Origin of the sequence: Lutimaribacter degradans, from assembly GCF_023703375.1 — a bacterium.
In the GTDB taxonomy this organism is placed as follows: Bacteria; Pseudomonadota; Alphaproteobacteria; order Rhodobacterales; family Rhodobacteraceae; genus Lutimaribacter; species Lutimaribacter degradans.
In genome coordinates, this window is sequence record NZ_JAMQGO010000001.1 from 527,988 (window position 1) to 546,173 (window position 18,186).

22 protein-coding genes are annotated in these 18,186 nt (G+C 64.7%); 21 read left to right on the top strand and 1 reads right to left on the bottom strand.

Features of this window, described 5'->3' with window-relative positions; all coding sequences use genetic code 11:
- The first annotated feature begins 34 nt into the window (after positions 1-34).
- The 20 genes from fabF (at position 35) to M8744_RS17860 (ending at position 17,031) form a co-directional block, all read left to right on the top strand.
- On the top strand, positions 35-1,294 hold the full coding sequence (fabF, locus tag M8744_RS02600; protein WP_251408949.1) for a beta-ketoacyl-ACP synthase II: 1,260 nt from the start codon (positions 35-37) through the stop codon (positions 1,292-1,294).
- Positions 1,294-2,454: an endolytic transglycosylase MltG gene (mltG, locus tag M8744_RS02605; RefSeq protein ID WP_251408952.1), complete on the top strand. Its 1,161-nt coding sequence runs from the start codon at positions 1,294-1,296 to the stop codon at positions 2,452-2,454. Before fabF ends, mltG begins: the two co-directional genes overlap by 1 nt.
- A gap of 320 nt (positions 2,455-2,774) precedes the next feature.
- Positions 2,775-3,128, top strand: a complete 354-nt coding sequence (locus M8744_RS02610; protein WP_251408955.1) for a hypothetical protein — start codon at positions 2,775-2,777, stop codon at positions 3,126-3,128.
- Positions 3,052-4,395 carry a DNA-packaging protein gene (locus tag M8744_RS02615; protein ID WP_251410022.1) on the top strand — a complete coding sequence of 448 codons (1,344 nt, stop codon included), beginning with the start codon at positions 3,052-3,054 and terminating at the stop codon, positions 4,393-4,395. Before M8744_RS02610 ends, M8744_RS02615 begins: the two co-directional genes overlap by 77 nt.
- Positions 4,396-4,484: 89 nt before the next feature.
- Positions 4,485-5,672, top strand: a complete 1,188-nt coding sequence (locus M8744_RS02620) for a phage portal protein (RefSeq protein WP_251408958.1) — start codon at positions 4,485-4,487, stop codon at positions 5,670-5,672.
- The gene (locus M8744_RS02625; protein ID WP_251408962.1) at positions 5,665-5,895 is read left to right on the top strand and encodes a GTA head formation protein, RCAP_rcc01685 family; all 231 of its coding nucleotides are present in this window, start codon (positions 5,665-5,667) and stop codon (positions 5,893-5,895) included. Before M8744_RS02620 ends, M8744_RS02625 begins: the two co-directional genes overlap by 8 nt.
- Positions 5,892-6,464 (top strand): HK97 family phage prohead protease, encoded by a 573-nt coding sequence (locus M8744_RS02630; RefSeq protein ID WP_251408965.1) that lies wholly within the window; start codon positions 5,892-5,894, stop codon positions 6,462-6,464. Before M8744_RS02625 ends, M8744_RS02630 begins: the two co-directional genes overlap by 4 nt.
- Before the next feature lie 37 nt (positions 6,465-6,501).
- On the top strand, positions 6,502-7,686 hold the full coding sequence (locus tag M8744_RS02635; RefSeq protein ID WP_251408970.1) for a phage major capsid protein: 1,185 nt from the start codon (positions 6,502-6,504) through the stop codon (positions 7,684-7,686).
- 148 nt (positions 7,687-7,834) lie between these two features.
- Positions 7,835-8,434 (top strand): head-tail connector protein, encoded by a 600-nt coding sequence (locus M8744_RS02640; RefSeq protein ID WP_251408972.1) that lies wholly within the window; start codon positions 7,835-7,837, stop codon positions 8,432-8,434.
- Positions 8,431-8,772, top strand: coding sequence for a head-tail adaptor protein (locus tag M8744_RS02645; protein WP_251408975.1), 342 nt, complete (start codon positions 8,431-8,433; stop codon positions 8,770-8,772). Before M8744_RS02640 ends, M8744_RS02645 begins: the two co-directional genes overlap by 4 nt.
- Positions 8,769-9,179 carry a DUF3168 domain-containing protein gene (locus M8744_RS02650; protein ID WP_251408978.1) on the top strand — a complete coding sequence of 137 codons (411 nt, stop codon included), beginning with the start codon at positions 8,769-8,771 and terminating at the stop codon, positions 9,177-9,179. Before M8744_RS02645 ends, M8744_RS02650 begins: the two co-directional genes overlap by 4 nt.
- Positions 9,180-9,202: 23 nt before the next feature.
- Complete coding sequence (locus tag M8744_RS02655) at positions 9,203-9,616, top strand: phage major tail protein, TP901-1 family (protein ID WP_251408981.1); 414 nt, start codon at positions 9,203-9,205, stop codon at positions 9,614-9,616.
- Positions 9,616-9,942, top strand: coding sequence for a gene transfer agent family protein (locus M8744_RS02660; RefSeq protein WP_251408984.1), 327 nt, complete (start codon positions 9,616-9,618; stop codon positions 9,940-9,942). The genes M8744_RS02655 and M8744_RS02660 overlap by 1 nt, the downstream gene beginning before the upstream one ends.
- Entirely contained in the window at positions 9,939-10,142 is a 204-nt protein-coding gene (locus tag M8744_RS02665; protein WP_251408987.1) for a rcc01693 family protein, read from the top strand. Before M8744_RS02660 ends, M8744_RS02665 begins: the two co-directional genes overlap by 4 nt.
- Entirely contained in the window at positions 10,135-10,797 is a 663-nt protein-coding gene (locus M8744_RS02670) for an RcGTA-type gene transfer agent tail tape measure protein (RefSeq protein WP_251408990.1), read from the top strand. The genes M8744_RS02665 and M8744_RS02670 overlap by 8 nt, the downstream gene beginning before the upstream one ends.
- 10 nt (positions 10,798-10,807) lie before the next feature.
- Positions 10,808-11,440, top strand: a complete 633-nt coding sequence (locus tag M8744_RS02675; RefSeq protein ID WP_251408993.1) for a DUF2460 domain-containing protein — start codon at positions 10,808-10,810, stop codon at positions 11,438-11,440.
- A 2-nt stretch (positions 11,441-11,442) separates the two neighbouring features.
- Positions 11,443-12,321, top strand: coding sequence for a phage/gene transfer agent baseplate hub protein (locus tag M8744_RS02680; RefSeq protein ID WP_251408996.1), 879 nt, complete (start codon positions 11,443-11,445; stop codon positions 12,319-12,321).
- The gene (locus M8744_RS02685; protein ID WP_251408999.1) at positions 12,318-12,752 is read left to right on the top strand and encodes an NlpC/P60 family protein; all 435 of its coding nucleotides are present in this window, start codon (positions 12,318-12,320) and stop codon (positions 12,750-12,752) included. The genes M8744_RS02680 and M8744_RS02685 overlap by 4 nt, the downstream gene beginning before the upstream one ends.
- 2 nt (positions 12,753-12,754) lie before the next feature.
- Positions 12,755-16,660: a baseplate multidomain protein megatron gene (locus tag M8744_RS02690; protein WP_251409002.1), complete on the top strand. Its 3,906-nt coding sequence runs from the start codon at positions 12,755-12,757 to the stop codon at positions 16,658-16,660.
- Positions 16,661-16,662: 2 nt separating this feature from the next.
- Positions 16,663-17,031, top strand: coding sequence for a DUF7742 family protein (locus M8744_RS17860; RefSeq protein ID WP_252409364.1), 369 nt, complete (start codon positions 16,663-16,665; stop codon positions 17,029-17,031).
- Here the strand turns inward: M8744_RS17860 and M8744_RS02695 are convergent.
- Positions 16,941-17,279, bottom strand: coding sequence for a TraR/DksA family transcriptional regulator (locus M8744_RS02695; RefSeq protein ID WP_251409005.1), 339 nt, complete (start codon positions 17,277-17,279; stop codon positions 16,941-16,943). The two genes, M8744_RS17860 and M8744_RS02695, sit on opposite strands and share 91 nt — an antisense overlap.
- Before the next feature lie 84 nt (positions 17,280-17,363).
- Between M8744_RS02695 and cysE the strand changes: the two genes are divergently transcribed.
- Complete coding sequence (cysE, locus tag M8744_RS02700) at positions 17,364-18,173, top strand: serine O-acetyltransferase (RefSeq protein WP_251409008.1); 810 nt, start codon at positions 17,364-17,366, stop codon at positions 18,171-18,173.
- Positions 18,174-18,186 lie beyond the last annotated feature (13 nt).

Below are 18,186 nucleotides of genomic sequence, written 5' to 3' on the forward strand. Positions count from 1 at the left end.
GAGCGGTCAAAGCGCTAAAGAGGGGGCAGACTTCATGCGTCGCGTTGTTGTTACCGGGCTGGGCCTTGTCACACCCTTGGCCTGCGGGGTCGAGGAAACCTGGAGCCGTCTGCTGGACGGCCAGTCGGGGGCGGGGCCTATCACGCGCTTCGACCCTGAGCGGGTGCAGACGAAATACGCCTGCCAGGTGCCCTTGGGCGATGGCACCGACGGCACGTTCAACGCCGACGACTGGATGGAGCCGAAAGAACGCCGCAAGGTCGATGACTTCATCCTTTACGGGGTCGCCGCTGCCGACCAGGCGGTGCACGATGCCGGCTGGACGCCCGAGGCCGAGGAAGACCGGCTGCGCACCGGCGTGATGCTTGGTTCGGGCATCGGTGGACTGCAGTCGATTGAGCAGACGACGCTGATGATGGCCGAAAAAGGGCCGCGGCGGGTGTCGCCGTTCTTCATTCCCGGCGCGTTGATCAACCTGATTTCCGGTCAGGTCAGCATCAAGTACGGTTTCAAGGGGCCGAACCACGCGGTAGTGACGGCCTGTTCCACCGGGGCACATGCCATCGGTGACGCGGCGCGGCTGATCCAGTGGGGCGATGCCGAGGTGATGGTGGCGGGCGGCGCCGAGGCCGCGATTTGCGAGATCGGCATTGCCGGGTTCAACGCCTGCAAGGCGCTGAGCACCAAGCGCGCCGATGATCCCAAGGGGGCAAGCCGGCCTTACGATGCCGATCGCGACGGGTTCGTGATGGGGGAAGGCGCGGGCGTTGTCGTTCTCGAGGAATACGAGCACGCCAAGGCACGGGGCGCCAAGATCTATGCCGAGATTCTGGGCTACGGCCTGTCGGGCGACGCGTATCACATCACCGCGCCCAGCGAGGATGGCGATGGCGGTTTCCGCTCGATGAAGGCGGCGTTGGAGCGCGCGGGGCTGCAACCGACGGATATCGATTACATCAACGCCCATGGCACCAGCACCATGGCCGACGTGATCGAACTGGCCGCGGTAGAGCGGCTGTTGGGCAACGCGGCGGCCACGGCGACCATGTCATCGACCAAATCGGCCACCGGGCACCTGCTGGGCGCGGCCGGTGCCATCGAGGCGATATTCTCGATTCTTGCCATCCGCGACCAGGTCGCGCCGCCCACGATCAACCTGGACAACCCGGCAGTCGAGACGACGCTGGACCTGGCCCCGAATGAAAAGCGCGAACGAGAGATCAACGTGGCGTTGTCGAACAGTTTCGGATTTGGGGGAACCAATGCCAGCCTGATCGTTGGGAAACCGCGCTGATGTGGCGTGCCGTCGCCTCGAACGGGATCACGCTTCTGATCGTGCTGTTGTTTCTCATGGGGGGGCTCATCCTGTGGGGGCAGCGCCAATACGTGGCCGAGGGGCCGCTGGAAGGCGCGATTTGCCTGCGCGTGCCGTCTGGTAGCAATATGAACCGCGTCAGCCGCGACCTGGCCGAACGCGGGGCAATTACCAGCGACACGATATTCCGGCTGGGTGCGGATTACTCGGACAAGACCGGGCAACTCAAGGCCGGATCGTTCCTGGTGACCGAGGGTGCCAGCATGGCCGAGATCGTGGATATCGTCACGCGAGGCGGCGCCAGCACCTGCGGCACCGAGGTGGTGTATCGCATCGGTGTGACGCGTATCCAGGTGCAGGTGCGCGAACTGGACCCCGAGACGAACCGCTATATCGAAAAGGCAGCCTTCGTTCCCGGTGAGGGCGAGGCGCCAACAGCCTATGCACAGGTGCGCGAAGAGGCCGACACGCGCTATCGCATAGCGCTGGCCGAGGGTGTGACCAGCTGGCAGGTGGTCGAAGAGCTGAAAGATGTCGATGTGCTGGACGGCGATATTGCCGAAATACCGCCCGAGGGCAGCCTAGCGCCCGACAGCTACGAAGTGCGCCCGGGGCTAGATCGCGTGGCGCTGATCGCCGAGATGCAGGCGCGGCAAGAGGCCATCCTGAGTGCCGCCTGGCAAAACCGGGCCGATGGTTTGCCGATCGCCAGCCCGCAGGAGGCGCTTATTCTGGCCTCGATCATCGAGAAGGAAACCGGCACACCCGAAGAGCGTGGCGTGGTTGCCAGCGTATTCACCAACCGGCTTGAGGCGGGGATGCCGCTCCAGACCGACCCGACGGTGATCTATGGTATAACGCGCGGCAAGGGCGTGCTGGGACGTGGGTTGCGCCAAAGTGAGCTTCGGGCTGAAACGCCTTGGAATACATACGTTATTTCAGGCTTGCCCCCAACGCCGATTGCGAACCCGGGGCGCGCCAGCATCGAGGCGGCGGTGAACCCCGACGAGACAGATTACATCTTTTTCGTTGCCAAGACGCTGGACCCGGCCGACGGGCATAATTTTGCCGCGACGCTGGAAGAGCATAACCAGAATGTCGCGGCCTATCGCAGGCTCGAGGCCGAGCGCGACCAATAGCGCGGCGATACTCGGCATCAAAATGACGGGCGCAGCGAGGCTGCGCCCGTTGTGGTTTTCAAAACATGAATCCCTTGATCTTGATGCCCCCCCCCAAGAGTTGGTGGCGCGGCTCATGCGATATGAAGAAAGTGTAAATATATCGGACGCTTAGCGTTGTGGTGAGGTCAATTTCAGATTGACATCTGCGCACGGTCTAACGTATAGGTTGTGGCAAGCTGGAAGAGATGGGCAAGCGGCCCCGGGGTGACCCGGGCGCCGCTTTTTTCGTCTCGCTCGTGCGGAGGGAAAATACGCATGGGGCAAAGCGAGCACATAACATGACAACACAAACATCTGACGCGCACGAGGGTTCCCTGAGCCGAACCATTCGGGTCGTGGAAGAGCAGTTGCTCGGTATGACGACCGAGCTTTTGGAGCTTCAGCAGCGGGTACGCGCCGGCGAGGTGGAGGCGTTGAAGGACAGCGCCAAGCTGACCGGCGAGATCCGTCATTGGTTGAAGATGGCACTGGATACGGAGCAGAGATGTGAAGAGCGCCGCAAGGAACAACAAGGTATCGTCAACGACTACGCCATCGACTTTGATCGCGCCCGAACTGAGATCGGGTGCCGCCTGGCTCGCCTCCGAGCCGCCAGATGTCCAGCACGCGTTTCTCGATGGTCTGACGACTGAGCAGGTGTTGGCACTTCCCTTTATTTTCGAGTTCTGGGCGCTTGAACATCAAGTGCCGCCCGGGGGTGTCTGGCGATCCTGGGTGATCCTGGGTGGGCGCGGCGCGGGGAAAACCCGCGCCGGGGCCGAATGGGTGCGCGGCCAGGTCGAAGGCGCCATGCCGCTGGACCCGGGGAAATGTGCGCGCATCGCCATCGTGGGCGAAACGCTGGACCAGGCGCGCGAGGTGATGGTGTTCGGTGACAGCGGCATCCTGGCCTGTTCACCGCCCGACCGACGCCCCAGGTGGCATGGCGGGCGGCGGATGCTGATCTGGCCCAACGGGGCGACCGCGCAGATATTCTCGGCCCATGAACCTGAAACGTTGCGCGGACCGCAATTCGACGCGGCCTGGGTGGATGAGCTGGCCAAGTGGAGGCGCGGACAAGAGACCTGGGACATGTTGCAATTCGCCCTGCGGCTGGGAGAGCGGCCGCAGGTCTGCGTAACGACGACGCCGCGCAACGTGGGCGTTCTGAAAGATCTGCTGACGCGTGAAAGCACGGTCATGACCCATGCGCCGACCGACGCCAACGCCGCCAACCTTGCCGACAGTTTCATGGTCGAGATGCGCGCGCGCTACGCGGGCACCCGGCTTGGCCGGCAAGAGCTGGAGGGCGTGTTGATGGAGGATGCCGAGGGCGCGTTGTGGGCGCGGCAGCGGCTGGAGGATGCACGTCTGCCCGAGGCGCCTGCGCTGGACCGCATCGTTGTGGCAGTGGACCCGCCGGTGTCGGGCCATGCCGGATCGGATGAATGCGGGATCGTGGTTGCCGGCGTGCGCGCGCAGGGCGGGCCCCAGCATTGGAGCGCCTGCGTGCTGGAGGATGCCAGTATCGGCGCGGCCAGCCCGCATGATTGGGCCCGTGCGGCCATCGCGGCGCGCGACAGGTGGGGGGCCGATTGCATCGTGGCCGAGGTGAACCAGGGCGGTGACCTGGTCGAGGCGGTGCTGCGCCAGGTCGATCCGCTGGTGCGCTTGCGCAAGGTACATGCGACGCGCAACAAACAGGCCCGGGCCGAGCCGGTGGCCGCGCTCTACGAGCAGGACAGGGTCAACCACCTGCGCGGGTTCGGCCTGCTGGAGGACCAGATGTGCGCAATGACCACCGGCGGCTACGAGGGCACGGGCAGCCCCGACCGGCTGGATGCGCTGGTATGGGCGCTGACCGAGCTGATGATCGAGCCGGCAACCAAGTGGCGTCACCCGGCGGTGCGCGCGCTCTAGTTCACTTTTCTTAAACCTTTGGGGGCAGGTTGGCTTTCAACGGCGCAAGAGCCCATTGGCGGCCCGCCCCAGCACGAGGAGCATGACGCATGGTTTTGGATTTCTTTCGACGCGGCGCCGGGGTGGAGGCCGTGCCCGAGCAAAAGGCAAGCGCGACCGGCCGCGTCGCCGCGTTCGGCACTGCCGGGCGCGTCGCGTGGAGCCCACGAGACACCGTAAGCCTGACACGCACCGGGTATGGCGCGAATCCGGTGGTGCATCGTTGTGTCAAGATGATTGCCGAGGCCGCCGCCGCGCTGCCGCTGGTGTTGCAGGACAGCGCGCAACGTTATGACACGCACCCGGTGCTGGGCCTCGTGCGGCGGCCGAACCAGGCGCAGGGCAAGGCCGAGCTTTTCGAGGCGTTATACGGGTACCTGTTGCTGTCCGGCGATGGCTATGTCGAGGCGGTGGCGGGCCCCGGACCGTTGCCGGGCGAGCTGCATGTGCTACGCTCGGACCGGGTGCGGGTTGTGCCGGGCGCGGATGGCTGGCCGATGGCCTATGACTATGTGGTGGGCAGCCGCAAGCACCGGTTCGACGTGACGGGCCACACGCCCCCCCTTTGCCACATCCGCGCGTTTCACCCCCAGGACGATCATTACGGCCTGTCGCCATTGCAGGCGGCAGCACAGGCGCTGGATGTGCACAACGCGGCCAGCCGCTGGTCGAAGGCGTTGCTGGACAACGCGGCGCGGCCTTCGGGTGCGATCGTCTTCAGGGGGGCCGACGGTGCGGGCGGCTTGAGCGCCGACCAGTATGACCGGCTGCTTGGCGAGATGGAGGCCCATCACCAGGGCGCGCGCAACGCGGGCCGGCCGATGCTGCTGGAAGGCGGGCTGGATTGGAAGCCGATGGGCTTCAGCCCTTCGGACATGGAGTTCCAGAAAACCAAGGAAAGTGCGGCCCGCGAGATCGCGTTGGCCTTTGGCGTGCCGCCGATGCTGTTGGGTATTCCGGGTGACGCGACATTCGCCAACTACCAGGAGGCCAACCGCGCCTTCTATCGCCTGACGGTACTGCCCCTGGCCACGCGGGTGACGGCGCAGGTGTCGGAATGGTTGTCGGGCTTTGCCGGTGAACTGCTTGAGCTGAAGCCGGACCTGGACCAGGTCCCGGCGCTGGCGGTGGAACGGTCCGAGCTGTGGCGCCGCGTGAACGATGCCGCGTTCCTGACCGATGTGGAAAAGCGCAGCCTGCTGGGCTTGCCCGCGCTGAGCGAGCCGGCCGATGGATGACCATCGCAGGATCGGGTTCGAAGCATTCGATTGTGCGCCGGCGTTGCGGCTGGAGGCGCATGAACGGGTCAGCCATTTGCAGATCGAGGGGCTGAAACAGCGCGCCGAGCGACAGGAAGCGCTTATCGAGAAACTGGAAAAGCGTTTGTGGCTGGCGGTTTACGGCATCGTGGGGATGTTCTTGGCGCAAGCGGCGCAATCGCTGTTGGAAATGACCCCATGACCACGAAAGGGACCAAGATGGAAAGCGGATTGGAAACCAAGTTCTGCCGCCTGGGCGAAGAGCTGGTGGTGAGCGATGGCACGGTTATTGCGGGCTATGCCAGCCTGTTCGGAGCCTGTGACCAGGGGGGGGACGTGGTGCAGCGCGGTGCCTATGCCGACAGCCTCGGGCGGCTGCGCGCCGAGGGCCGCCAGGTCAAGATGCTGTGGCAGCACGACCCGGCCCGGCCCATCGGTATCTGGGACGAGGTACACGAGGATGCGCGGGGCTTGCATGTCAAGGGTCGCATCCTTGAGAGCGTGGAGCAGGGCCGCGAGGCCGCGGCGCTGATCGCGGCGGGCGCGATCGACGGGCTGTCGATCGGGTATCGCACGCGGCGGGCGGCCAGGAATGACAAGGGCCAGCGGCTCTTGACGGAACTGGAGCTTTGGGAGGTGTCGCTGGTGACGTTCCCGATGCTGCCCAGTGCGCGGGTGGGGCAAAAGGGCGAGGCGCCCGAGGCCGAAACCGCTTGGCGCGAATTGGCCGCGGCCTTTGACGCGGCGCGCCTTGAGCTGACGCGGGACTGACACCCGCGCCGAACCAAACCACAAAAGGAAAAAGGTGATGAGCACGACCGAGACCAAGTCTCGGACCGGGGAAGCTGTGTCTCCGGTCGCCGAGGCGACAACCGCGATTGCGGGCTTTGTGCGCGATCTCAAGGGGTTTCGCGATGAAATCCATACCCGTCTTCAACAACAGGAAGAGCAACTGACCATGCTGGAACGTAAATCCCACACGACTGCCGCGCGCCCCGCGCTGGCTCTGTCAGCCGATATCGAGGCCCCGCATCAAAAGGCGTTCGACGCCTATTTGCGCAGCGGTGACGATGATGCGTTGCGCACGCTGGCACTGGACGGCAAGGCGATGAACACCGCCGTGGCCGCCGATGGCGGATACCTGGTGGACCCTCAGACCGCAGAAACCGTGCGCGGCGTCCTGAAGGGCGCGGCCTCGATCCGGGCGATTGCAAATGTCGTGGACGTGGAGGCAACCAGCTATGACGTTCTGGTCGACCACGGCGATGTGGGCCACGGCTGGAACACCGAAACGGGCAACGTATCGGAAGGGTCCACGCCCCAGATCGACCGGATTACCATTCCGCTGCACGAGTTGTCGGCCTTGCCCAAGGCAAGCCAGCGCCTGCTGGATGACGCGGCCTTTGACCTGGAGGGTTGGCTGGCGGGCCGCATTGCCGACAAGTTCGCCCGCGCCGAGGCGGCGGCCTTTGTCAATGGTGACGGCATCGACAAGCCGACCGGGTTCCTGACCCATCCCGATGTCGCCAATGCGAGCTGGAGCTGGGGAAACCTGGGCTATATCGCGACGGGCGTTTCCGGTGATTTCGGCAATGCCGACGCGATTGTCGACCTGGTTTACGCGCTGGGGGCGCAATACCGCGCCGCTGCGGCTTTCGTCATGAATTCGAAAACCGCGGGTGCGGTGCGCAAGCTGAAGGACAATGACGGGCGATTCCTGTGGTCGGACGGTCTGGCCGCGGGCGAGCCGGCGCGCCTGTTGGGCTACCCGGTGCTGATCGCCGAGGATATGCCTGACATCGCACCAGATGCCCGCGCCATTGCATTTGGCGATTTCGGGGCTGGGTACACCGTGGCCGAGCGGCCCGACCTGCGCGTGTTGCGCGATCCGTTTTCGGCCAAGCCGCATGTTCTGTTCTACGCGACCAAGCGCGTGGGCGGCGATGTCAGCGACTTCGCGGCGATCAAGTTGCTGAAATTCTCGGTGTCCTGAGCACCGGGGATCGGGGGCGGGTGATCTGGCCGACCCCGGGGCGCGCGTCGTGATGAACGGTGTTGTCTGGCTGCTCCCTCCGTTCGAGCAACGCTGGCGGCGCGCGCCTGACCAGACCGAGGGGGAAGCCAAGTTTGGAGATAGGTCCATGATGTTGATGGAACAGACCGAGATTTCCGGGGACGCGCTGCCCGTGGATGCGTTCAAGGCGCATCTGCGCCTGGGCCGCGGTTTCGCAGAGGATGCGGTGCAGGATGTCATCCTGGCCGGGTTCCTGCGCGCGGCCCTTGCGGCGATCGAGGCGCGCACCGCGAAGATCCTGTTGGCACGCAGCTTTCAGCTGACCCTGTCGGCATGGCACGACGCTACGGCGCAGCCCTTTCCGGTGGCGCCTGTCACGGCTGTTACCGAGGTTTCGCTGGTTGACCGGGACGGTGATGAATTGAGCGTCGATCCGGCGCTTTACCGGCTGGAACCCGACACCCAGCGCCCGCGCCTGCTGCCCGTGGCCAGCCTGTTGCCGGTCATTCCCCGTGCCGGATCGGTGCGCATCAGCTTTGACGCGGGGATGGGGGGCGATTTCGACGCCCTGCCGGCCGACCTGCGCCAGGCGGTGATGCTGCTGGCCGCGCATTACTACGAGTATCGCGACGAAACGGCGCTGGGTGCGGGGTGCATGCCCTTTGGAGTGACCAGTCTGATCGCACGTTATCGCACCGTGCGCCTGCTTGGCGGGGGTGCAGCATGAGCGGGCGGCTGAACCTGACCCGCGCGCTGACGCTGGAAACCCCGGTAGAGGCTCCGGACGGGGCGGGCGGTCTCACGCGCAGCTGGGTGGGTCTGGGCACTCTTTGGGCCGAGGTGGTGGCGCGCACCGGCCGCGAACGCGAGGGCGACGGTGCGCAGATGTCCTTGACGGGCTACCGGATTACCGTGCGTGCCGCGCCGGTGGGCAGCACGACCCGGCCGCGCCCCGAGCAACGGTTCCGCGAAGGCAGCCGGGTGTTTCGCATTATGGCCGTGGCCGAGCGCGACCCGCGCGGGCGGTATCTGACCTGCTTTGCACAAGAGGAGGTGGTGGCATGAGCTATGGCATGGCGGCGGCCTTGCAGGCGGCGGTATTCCAGGCGCTTGGCGCCAACCCGGCTTTGACGGCGTTGGTGGGCGGCGCGATCTACGACGTGGTGCCGGCAGGCAGCTTGCCCCGGCTATACGTGAGCCTTGGCCCCGAGGAGGCGCGCGACGCGTCTGACAAGACGGGCGGCGGCGCACGGCATGACTTCACCGTTTCGGTGGTTTCGGATGAGTCCGGTTTCCATCAGGCCAAGACGGTTGCCGCGGCGGTCAACGATGCGTTGCTCGATGCCGATCTGACGCTGAGCCGCGGGCGGCTGGTGTCGCTGCGGTTTCTGCGCGCGCGCGCCCGCCGTGAGGGCACTGGGCAGTTGCGCCGGATCGATATCCTGTTCCGCGCGCGCATCGACGAAAACTAACCCATCATTCAGGAGACAGACCCATGGGTGCACAGAATGGAAAAGACCTGCTGATCAAGGTCGATCTGACCGGAGACGGCCAGTTCGGCACGGTCGTTGGGTTGCGCGCGACGCGCATCAGCTTCAACGCGGAAAGCGTGGATGTCACCAGCCTGGAAAGCCAGGGTGGCTGGCGCGAGTTGCTGGCGGGCGCCGGTGTAAAAAGCGCCTCGATCAGTGGTTCGGGCGTGTTTCGCGATGCCGACACCGATGAACGCGCGCGGCAATTGTTCTTTGATGGAGAGATTCCGTCATTCCAGGTCATCATTCCCGATTTCGGTATCGTCGAGGGCCCGTTCCAGGTCACGGCGCTGGAATATGCGGGCAGCCACGATGGCGAGGCCACGTATGAAATGGCGCTGGCCTCGGCCGGGGCGCTGACCTTTACGGCGCTGTGATGGTGAACCGTTGGCGAGGGGAGGTGGCGCTTGTCATGGATGGCGAGCGTCACGCGATGAAGCTGACGCTTGGCGCGTTGGCCGAACTGGAAGATGCGCTGGGTGCGGACACGCTGGTGGCCCTGGTCGAGAGGTTCGAGGCCGGGAAATTCTCGTCACGTGACGTGCTGGCGCTTCTGTTGGCGGGGTTGCGGGGGGGCGGCTGGCACGGAGATGCCCGGCACCTGGCCCGGGCCGAGATCGCGGGCGGCCCGATGGCCGGGGCGCGCGCGGCGGCCGAGCTTTTGGCGGCGGCCTTCGTGCTGCCAGAGGAGGCGGGGACATGAGCGTGCTGGATTGGCCGGGCATGATGCGGGCCGGCCTGGTCGGCCTGCGCCTGGCGCCTGACCAATTCTGGGCGCTGACACCCGCCGAACTGATGGTGATGCTGGGGAAGGGCGCGAGTGCCCCCCCGATGGGACGGCACCGGCTGGAAGAGATGCTGGCTGCCTTTCCCGACACCCGGAAGGGAGTGCAAGATGACTGATTTCAAAGAGCTTGAGAGTTTCGAGACCCAGATCGAGATGTTGGAAACATCCATGGCCGGTGCCATCGGCATGGCTGCGGGGTTCGAGGCCGAGATGCGGCGTATCCGCAGCACCTTTGCTGCCACGGGGCAGGATGTGCGAACGCTGGAGCGTGGCATGAGCCGGGGGTTGCGCCGGGCGTTCGACGGGGTGGTGCTGGACGGCATGAAGTTGTCGGATGCGCTGAAGGACGTGGCGCAGTCGATGATCGGTGCGGCCTATTCCGCGGCGGTCAGGCCCGTGACCGATCATTTCGGCACGATGCTGTCGCAGGGGGTGGGGGCGTTGATGTCGGGCATTCTGCCCTTTGAAAAGGGGGGCGGTTTTGCCCAGGGACGCGTGATGCCCTTTGCCAGGGGCGGCGTGGTTGGCGGACCCACCCATTTTCGGATGCGCGGCGGCATGGGCCTGATGGGCGAAGCCGGCCCCGAGGCGATCATGCCCCTGTCGCGCGCTGCCGATGGCAGCCTGGGTGTCAAGGCGCAGCCCGGAGGCGCCCCGATCAACGTGGTGATGAACATCCAGTCACCCGATGCAGACAGTTTCCGCCGCAGCCAAAGCCAGATCGCGACGCAGATCAGCCGGGCGCTGGGCCGTGCGCAGCGGAACCGTTGAGGAGACAGAGATGGGATTTCACGAGATACGATTTCCGGCGAACCTGAGCTTTGGTTCTGTCGGGGGGCCAGAGCGGCGCACCGACGTGGTGACGCTGGCCAACGGTTTCGAAGAGCGCAACACCCCCTGGGCCCATTCGCGGCGACGCTATGACGCCGGGGTTGGGCTGCGCTCGCTTGACGACGTGGAACTGCTGATTGCCTTCTTCGAGGCCCGGCACGGCCAGCTTTACGGATTTCGCTGGAAGGATTGGTCGGATTTCAAGTCCTGCCGGCCATCGGCGCAGCCCGGCTACATGGACCAGGTCATCGCAGTTGGCGACGGGGTGTCGGCAGCGTTTCAATTGGCCAAGACCTATCGTTCGGGAGAGCAGAGCTACCGGCGACCGATCACCAAGCCGGTGCTGGGAAGCGTTCTGATCGGCATCGAGGCGGACGCGCAGCAGGAGGGCACGCAATGGGAGGTCGACGTGGCGACCGGCATCGTCACCTTCGCGCATCCCCCCAATGACGGGATGGAGATCACCGCCGGGTTCGAGTTCGATGTGCCTGTCCGGTTTGACACGGACCGCATCCAGACCAGCGTCGCAAGCTTTCGCGCAGGCGACGTGCCCAATGTGCCTGTCGTGGAAGTGAGGGTTTAAGCATGGATGGCGCATTTCAATCGCATATCGAACGGGGCCTGACCACCTTGGCCAATGCCTGGGCGATCCGGCGCGGTGATGGCCTGATCCTCGGGTTTACCGATCATGACCGTGACCTGGAATTCGAAGGAATCGTGTTTCGGGCCGATAGCGGGCTGACGGCGGCCGCCTTGCAGCAGACAACCGGGCTGTCTGTCGACAACACCGAGGCGCTGGGCGCGCTGAGCGATGCGGGCATCAGTGCGGCGGATATCGACGCGGGGCGCTTTGACGGTGCCGAGTTGCGTATCTGGATCGTGAACTGGGCCGATGTCAGCCAGCGACATGTGCGGTTTCGGGGCAGCCTTGGCGAAATCAAGCGCGGGGGCGGCGCCTTTCAGGCCGAACTGCGCGGCCTGACCGAGGTGTTGAACCGGCCTGTCGGCCGGGTCTACCAGAAACCCTGTTCGGCCGTTCTGGGTGACGGGGCGTGCGGGTTCGACCTGTCCACGCCGGGCTATGTCACCGAAACCGAGATCAGGGACATCTCCGAAGACGGGGCGATGGTATGCCCGCGGCTGCCCGGGTTTGCGCCGGATTGGTTTCGCCGGGGCCGGTTCGAGATTCTCGATGGCGACGCCATTGGCCTGCACGGCCAGATCAAGCGCGATGCGCCCGGTGCCGAAAGCCGCTTGATCGTGCCCTGGGTCGCGTTGCGGGCCGAATTGCGGCCGGGGGACCGGGTGCGGCTGGTGGCGGGGTGTGACAAGCGATTCGATACCTGTCGCTTCAAGTTCAACAACGTCCTGAATTTCCAAGGCTTTCCCGACCTTCCGAACGAAGACTGGCTGGCAGCCCTCCCGGCGCGTTCGGGCAATCTTGGTGGCGGGAGTTTGCGATGACCCGGAAGATCGTCGAGGCGGCGCGCGGTTGGATCGGCACGCCCTACCTGCATCAGGCAAGCCACAAGGGCATCGGCACGGATTGCCTTGGCCTGCTGCGCGGCGTGTGGCGCGAGGTTCGTGGCCAGGAGCCGGAAGAAGTGCCGCCCTACACGCGCGACTGGGCTGAGCCGCAGCAAGAGGAGGTGCTGTGGCATGCCGCCGCGCGATACCTGCAGCGCGTGGACATGACCGATCAGGCGCCGGGTGACGTGCTGCTGTTTCGTATGCGTGCGGGCGGGATCGCAAAGCATGTCGGCATAGCCGCGACCACGGGCAAACAGCCCACGTTCATACACGCGTATTCGGGGCACGCGGTTGTGGAAAGCCCGCTAAGCGCCCCATGGGCCCGGCGCATCGTGGCGCGGTTCCGGTTCCAATTGGAGGATTGAAGATGGCGACGATTGTTTTGTCGGCGGCCGGGGCTGCCATTGGCGGCTCGGTCGGGGGAGGTGCACTGGGCTTGTCCTCGGTCGCGTTGGGGCGTTTTGCCGGGGCCAGCCTTGGCCGCGTGTTGGATCAACGATTGATGGGGCAGGGCTCGGACGTGGTCGAGCACGGCCGAACCGACCGCTTTCGCCTGACAGGTGCCGGCGAGGGGGCACCTGTTGCGCAGGTGTTCGGCCGTGTTCGGGTGGGTGGCCACGTGATCTGGGCCAGTGCCTTTGAAGAGACGGTGACAAGCTCGGGTGGTGGCAAGGGGGCCCCCTCGCGGCCCAGGACCGACACATACACCTATTCGGTGAGCCTGGCGGTCGCCTTGTGCGAGGGCCGGATTGGCGGTGTTCTACGAGTCTGGGCGGACGGGGCCGAGATTTCACCCGACGATCTGAACATGCGGGTCTATGACGGGTCGGCGTCGCAATTGCCCGACGCGAAAATCGAAGCGATCGAAGGGGCCGGGGCAGTGCCTGCCTATCGTGGCACGGCCTATGTCGTGTTCGAGGACCTGGCGCTTGAACACTTCGGCAACCGCGTGCCCCAGTTCAGTTTCGAGGTCTTGCGCCCGGCCGAGAGCGATCCGGCCCGGTCGGACCCTGCCCATGACGTACGGGCCGTTGCCTTGATGCCCGGGACGGGTGAATATGCCTTGGCCACGACGCGCGTTACGGCCCGGTACGGGCCGGGGGAAAGCCGCAGCCTAAACGTCAACTCGCCCTCGGGGCAGACGGATATGGCGACTTCGATGACGGCGCTTGGTGTTGAGTTGCCGGGCTGCGAGGCCGCTTCGCTTATCGTGAGCTGGTTCGGCGATGATCTGCGCGCCGGCCAGTGCAGCCTGTGCCCGAAGGTAGAACAGACCGAGTTCGACGGCGAGGAAATGCCATGGGGGGTGTCGGGTTTGACGCGCGGCGCGGCCCAGTCGGTGCCGCAAGAAAACGGCAGCGTGATCTATGGCGGGACGCCGGCGGACAAGGCGGTGATCGAGGCCATTCGGCATATCCAGTCAGAGGGAAGAAGCGTTCTGTTCTATCCGTTCATCCTGATGGAACAACTGGACGGGAACGGGCGCAAAGACCCCTGGACAGGAGCCGCGGATCAACCCCGCCTGCCATGGAGGGGCCGCATCACCGGCGCGATGGCACCGGGGATGGCGGGCACATCCGACCGGACCGCGGCAGCCGATAGCGAGGTGTCGGATTTCGTTGGCACCGTGGTGGCGGCGGATTTCACGATCGGGAGTGGCACCGTGGTATATACAGGGCCCGAAGAGTGGAGCTACAGCCGCTTCATCCTGCATTACGCGGCGCTTTGCGCGGCGGCGGGCGGGGTCGAGGCGTTCTGCATCGGCTCGGAAATGCGCGGGTTGACGCAGCTGCGTGGTGCGAATGACGGCTTTCCCTTTGTAAGGGCGCTGAAGGCACTGGCGGGCGAGTGCCGGGCGTTGCTCGGGCCTGGCGTAAAGATAAGCTATGCGGCCGATTGGTCGGAATATTTCGGCTATCAGCCCGCGGACGGCAGTGGGGACCGCTATTTTCACCTTGATCCATTGTGGGCGGATGCGAACATAGATTTCATCGGGATCGACAATTACATGCCCCTGTCCGATTGGCGTGACACGAAAGATCATGCCGATGCGGAGTGGGGAAGCATCTATGATCTCGGTTACCTAAAGTCGAATGTCGCCGGTGGTGAAGGGTTCGACTGGTATTATCATTCCGACGAGGCACGGCAGGCCCAGATACGCACGCCCATCACCGACGAGGCCCATGACGAACCGTGGATCTGGCGCTACAAGGATCTGCGCGGCTGGTGGGAAAACCGGCATCACGAGCGGATCGCCGGCACGCGGCAACCGACGCCAACGGCATGGGTTCCCGGTTCGAAACCGATATGGTTCACCGAATTTGGCTGCGCCGCCATCGACAAGGGCGCCAACCAGCCCAACAAGTTCCTCGATGCAAAATCGTCCGAGTCGGCGCTTCCGTATTTCTCGGATGGTCGGCGCGATGACTATATTCAAAGGCAGTATCTGCGCGCGGTTCACGAATACTGGGCCGATCCGTCGCATAACCCGGTGTCGGATATCTACAATGGCCCCATGCTAGATATGCGCCGCGCCTTTGTATGGGCTTATGACACGCGGCCATATCCGTTCTTTCCGGGCAACCAGGCGCTTTGGAGCGACGGTGAAAACCATGCGCGGGGGCATTGGATCAGTGGCCGCATGGCGTCGCGTTCGCTGGCCTCGGTCGTCGAGGAGATCTGCGCAAATGCCGGTCTGCCCGATGTCGAGACGCATGACCTGCACGGTATCTTGCGCGGCTATAGTGTGACTGATGTCGAAACCGCACGCGGGCTGTTGCAGCCGCTGATGCTGGCCCATGGCTTTGACGCGGTTGAGCGGGACGGTGTGCTTCGTTTCATCATGCGGGCCGCGTTCGACGCGGTGGAGGTTGAACCTGCCGCCCTGGTCGAAAATGGCGAAAGTGACGGTGCGCTGGAGTTGACCCGCGCGGCCGAGGCCGAGTTGTCGGGGCGTGTCCGGCTGCAGTTCGTCGAAACGGATGCCAATTTCGAAGTGGCCGCGGAAGAGGCGGTTCTTCCTGACCAGAAGACCCATTCGGTATCAACCGCTGAAATGCCGGTGGTCATGACCCGGCGCGAGGGACGACAGGTTCTGGAACGATGGTTGGCCGAGGCACGCGTGGCGCGGGATACGCTGCGCCTTGCGTTGCCGCCCTCGCGCATGGCGGTGGGTGCAGGTGATGTGCTCAGGTTGGAGGCGGGGCTGTTTCGCATAGACCGAGTGGAACAGGGAATGTTTCAGACGATCGAGGCGGTGCGGATCGACCCGGGCGCCTATGCCCCGGCCGAGATCGCAGAGGTGGCGCCGCGATTGTCGCCTTTCGTGGTGCCCGTGCCGGTCGAGGCGCAGTTCATGGATTTGCCGCTCATACGGGGGAATGAAGATCCGCAAAGCCCGCATATCGCCGTTTCGGCCCGTCCGTGGCCGGGCAGCGTGGCCGTGTATTCCAGCACGACCGACAGCGATTTCGCGCTGGATACGGTGTTGGCGGGGCGTGCCAGCATGGGCGTGCTGGAAACGCCGCTCATGGCGGGCCCGGTCGGGTCATGGGATCGGGGCAATGATGTGCAGGTGCGCCTGATTGCCGGTCAGCTGCAATCGGTGGGCGAGGCGGCCCTTTTGTCGGGCGCCAACCTGGCGGCCATCGGCACCGGCACGGCCGATCAATGGGAGTTGCTGCAATTCCAGCATGTGGAACCGTTGGGCGCGCGCCGTTTCCTTTTGCGTCGCTTCTTGCGTGGTCAGTTCGGGAGCGACGGGCAGATGCCGAATGTCTGGCCTGCGGGGTCGCGGTTCGTGCTGATGGATCGCGCACCCGAGCAGGTGATGCTGCCAGCGAACGCGCGCGGTTTGGCGCGCCATTATCGGGTTGGGCAGGCGCAGAGACCGTTCGACGACCCGTCTTACACGGCGTTCCGGTTGGCATTTGATGGGGTTGGTTTGCGCCCCTACGCGCCTGTGCATTTGCGCGGGCGGCGGGACCTGGGCGGTGTTCTCGAGGTCGACTGGATACGGCGCACCCGTATCGGTGGCGACAGTTGGGGCGGTGTGGACGTGCCGCTTGGCGAGGAAAGCGAAAGCTACCTGCTGCGCGTCGAACAGCAGGGACGCATCCTGCGTGAGGTGAACATCAAGAAACCCGCCTGGATTTATGACCCCGACGAGGAAGAGGCGGATACCGGCGGAGAGCCTTACGAGATCGCGGTGGCACAGGTGTCGGCCACGGTCGGGCCGGGATATTTTGCCCGGCTTGCAGTGAAGGCGGCCTGACCATGCGGCGTATCACGCATGGTGACGTCACCACCGCGGCCCGTGCCCTGATTCGGCACGGGCCGGACCAGCGCGGCCGCGTTCTGGCAACGCTCCTGGACCGGACCCGCGCCGCCGATCTTTATCGGCGGCGGTTTGGCCGGGCGCATCCACAATGGGGCGACGGAACGCTGGCCGCGGCTGCATGTCGGGGCGGTTTTCCCGATGAACCCGGTTTGCACGTGCCTGACTACCTGGAATGCCTGGTGTTGGTTTTGTCGGCCTTGCTGGCGCGCAAAACTTATCCTTGCGCGCAGGAAATGCATTTCGGCGTCGCCGGGTCGAGTTCCAGCCGCTTGGGCGAAATCTCTTCGCCGCAATCGACGCAATAGCCGAATTCGCCATCTTCCAAGCGACCGAGAGCGGCGCGAAGGCGCGTGGTCTCGGCCTTTCGGCGCGCCTTTTGGGCCTTTGCCATCGACTGGTTCATGAGCGCATCCTGGCGCGACAGGCGCCCTATCGCCTGCTGATCGAGCATCACCACGTCCTGCCCGTCACGGCCAAGCGCGTCGGCGTCTTCGATCTCTTCAAGGCGGCTTAACAGCAAAGCGCGATACCGCTCGATTTCGGTCTCGGTCATGATCACGATCCTTGTGACAACGGGATTGCGTTTTCCCTGCTCCAGCCTATCTGGTACACTCCAGCTACGCAAAGGAGCACCGTGATGGCTGAAACGCGCAAGAAACTGGCCGAAATTGACCCGGTCTGGTCACAGATCCGCGATGAATCCGAACAGGCCGTGCAGGAAGAGCCATTGCTGGGCGGGCTGATCCATTCATCGGTTCTGCATCATGAAACGCTGGAATGTGCGCTGGCCTATCGCTGTGCAATGAAACTCGCCTCCGGCGAGATGTCGGAACAGTTGATTCGCGAAATCTGCGACGCGGCCTACAGGGACATGCCATCGCTGGCCCAGGACGCCCGTGCCGATATCGCCGCCGTTTACGACCGTGACCCGGCCTGCCATCGCTTCTTGCAACCTTTGTTGTTCTTCAAGGGCTTCCAGGCGATCCAGGCCTACCGGGTCGCCCATTGGCTGTGGCAAAAGGGCCGGCGCGACATGGCCTATTTTTTCCAGATGCGCATTTCGGAAACCTTCGGTGTCGATATCCACCCGGCGGCGCGTATCGGGCGCGGGATCATGATCGACCATGCCCATTCTATCGTGATCGGGGAAACGGCGGTGGTGGGCGACAACGTGTCGATGCTCCATTCGGTTACGCTGGGCGGGACCGGCAAGGAAGAAGAAGACAGGCACCCCAAGATTGCCGACGGTGTCTTGATCGGGGCCGGGGCCAAGGTCCTGGGCAATATACGCATTGGCGAGTGCTCGCGCGTGGCGGCCGGGTCGGTCGTGCTCCATGACGTTCCGCCCAAGACAACCGTGGCCGGCGTGCCGGCCAAGGTGGTGGGCGAGGCGGGCTGTGCGCAGCCATCGGTAACCATGAACCAGATCCTCAAGGACGCCACGTAAACACGCACCGAAC